We start from the raw sequence: 2,507 nt of genomic DNA, 5'->3' as shown, positions 1-2,507 counted from the left end.
TACGGCCTGCTGCGTACCGAAACCGGCGTTCACCGCCTGGTGCGCTACTCGCCGTTTGACTCCAACAACAAACGCCATACGTCTTTTTCATCCGTGTTTGTTTACCCCGAAATCGACGATTCCATCGAAATCGAAATCAACCCCGCCGATTTGCGTATCGACACTTACCGCGCATCCGGTGCCGGCGGTCAGCACATTAACAAAACCGACTCCGCCGTGCGTATTACCCACGAGCCGACCGGTATTGTGGTGCAATGTCAAAACGACCGTTCGCAACACGCCAACAAAGCCGCCGCAATGGAAATGTTGAAATCCAAACTGTACGAATTGGAAATGCGCAAACGCAACGAAGAGAAACAGGCATTGGAAGAAGGCAAATCCGATGTGGGTTGGGGCAGCCAAATCCGATCATACGTTTTGGATTCCTCACGCATTAAAGACCTGCGTACAGGCTACGAAGTCGGCAACACCAAAGCCGTATTGGACGGCGACTTGGACGGCTTCATCGAAGCCAGCCTGAAACAAGGTGTATAAACCGTAAAACATAAAATGCCGTCTGAAAGATTTCAGACGGCATTTTTCAGTTTGAAAGAAACATTATTTTGCAAATATTAAAACATGTTTTGCAAATGCAAAGATTGGCGGTAATATATAGTTTCTATAAAAATGATTGGTAGGTGCAATAGGCCGTCTGAAGCCTGATCCTGTCCGATATATTAGGAGAACTTATTAAATGTCCGGTCAAAAGCTGTCTTCTGCCGAGAAAACTTTCTTCGGCCATCCTTTGCAATTATCCACCCTATTCCATATTGAGCTGTGGGAACGTTTTTCCTTCTACGGTATGCAGGGCATCCTGCTGATTTATCTGTATTACACCGCGAGTCAAGGCGGTTTGGGTATGGATAAAGCCTTGGCCGGCGGCATTGTCGGCGCATACGGCGGCAGCGTTTACCTGTCCACCATTCTCGGTGCATGGTTGGCCGACCGCATTTGGGGCGCGGAGCGTACCCTGTTTATCGCCGGTATCGTCGTGATGACCGGCCATATTTTATTGGCGATTGTGCCGGGTTTGATGGGATTGCTGCTGGGCTTGGTGTTTATCGCGCTGGGCAGCGGCGGCGTGAAATCGTCTGCCGGTTCGATGGTCGGCTCTTTGTATGAACGGGACGACCTGCGCGAATTGCGCGATGCCGGTTTCTCTATTTTCTATATTTCCATCAATATCGGCGGTTTCTTAGGCCCTTTGTTGACCGGTATTTTGCAAGACAGAATGGGATTCCATTACGGTTTCGGTGCGGCGGCCGTCGGTATGGCGTTTGGCCTGCTGTGGTATTCGCGCGGCCGTAAAAACCTGCCGCATACGCCGGCTCCCAATCCGTTGCGCCCTGAAAAGGTACAGACTGCAATAGCTGTCGGTGTGTTGCTGGTTTTGGTGTTGGGCAGCGTGATTGCTTCCGGTGCGCTCAATCTTGAGAACTTTTCACGCTGGCTTTTAGGCGTGGTCATTATTACCGTTATCGCTTATTTCGCACGCCTGCTGGGCAGTAGTCAGGTTGAGGCAGCCAATAAACGTTACATCATGGCCTATATTCCGCTGTTTTTGACCATTTGCATGTTCTGGGCGGTTTGGTTTCAGGTGTACACCGTTGCAACGGTTTATTTTGACGAAACGGTTGACCGTACTTTCTTCGGCTTTACCGTGCCTGTTTCATGGAAAGACTCGATACAGGCCATGTGGGTGGTTCTCTTCTCCGGCGTGATGGCGGCGGTGTGGACGAAAATGGGCAAGCGCCAACCTAAAACACCGTTGAAGTTTGCACTGGCCATGTTGGTAACCGGCATCTCTTATTTGTGTTTCATCCCGTATATTTCATCCGGAACCCCGATGCCGATTATCGTGTTTATGCTGGTGTTGCTGGCAATTACGATAGGTGAGTTGATGCTGTCGCCGATTTCGTTGTCGTTTTCTACCAAAATCGCACCGAGCATGTTTAAAACACAAATGGTTGCTTTGAATTTCTTGGCATTGTCCATCGGCTTTACCTTGGGCGGAGTGTTGTTTAAAGACTACTACAATGCTCAGTCGCCATTGGATTTCTACTGGATGCTGGCCACCATCGGTGCAGTGACCTGCGGTATCTTGCTGGTACTTACCCCGGTATTGAATCGCATGCTCAAAGGTGTCGATTGATTTTTCTATTTAAAATAATGTGATGTACACAGGTCGTCTGAAAAGAATCAGTTTTCAGACGGCCTGATGTTTTTATTGAGGTTTGGAAAAGGGTAGTTTTCCAGATTTTTGAAGTAAATCGGACAGGCAGAAAATCCGAATTAAATGATACATGATTAAACTGAAATTAAAATTGTGAAATATTAAATAAGAATAAGAATTGTTCTCATAACTTTATTGAATTTATTGAGGTTTTTTTGCTGATTTGCTGATATTTACCTTTAAATGGCTTTTGAAATTCGATAAAATGGTAATCTATTTTTAAGATTTGTCTGTC

Annotated in this window: 2 protein-coding genes; both read left to right on the top strand. The window is 47.0% G+C overall.

Annotated elements, in window-relative coordinates:
* Window positions 1–534 (top strand): peptide chain release factor-like protein (locus tag ACTHSP_RS19520; RefSeq protein WP_440346727.1); only part of this gene is annotated, 534 nt, incomplete at its 5' end.
* A 199-nt stretch (window positions 535–733) separates the two neighbouring features.
* Window positions 734–2,191: an oligopeptide:H+ symporter gene (locus tag ACTHSP_RS19515; RefSeq protein ID WP_314511263.1), complete on the top strand. Its 1,458-nt coding sequence runs from the start codon at window positions 734–736 to the stop codon at window positions 2,189–2,191.
* Window positions 2,192–2,507: the final 316 nt, after the last annotated feature.

It is taken from the genome of Neisseria sp. P0001.S005 (genome assembly GCF_051963715.1).
Note: the sequence above shows the minus strand (reverse complement) of the source record. Positions and strands in the feature narration are given on the sequence as shown.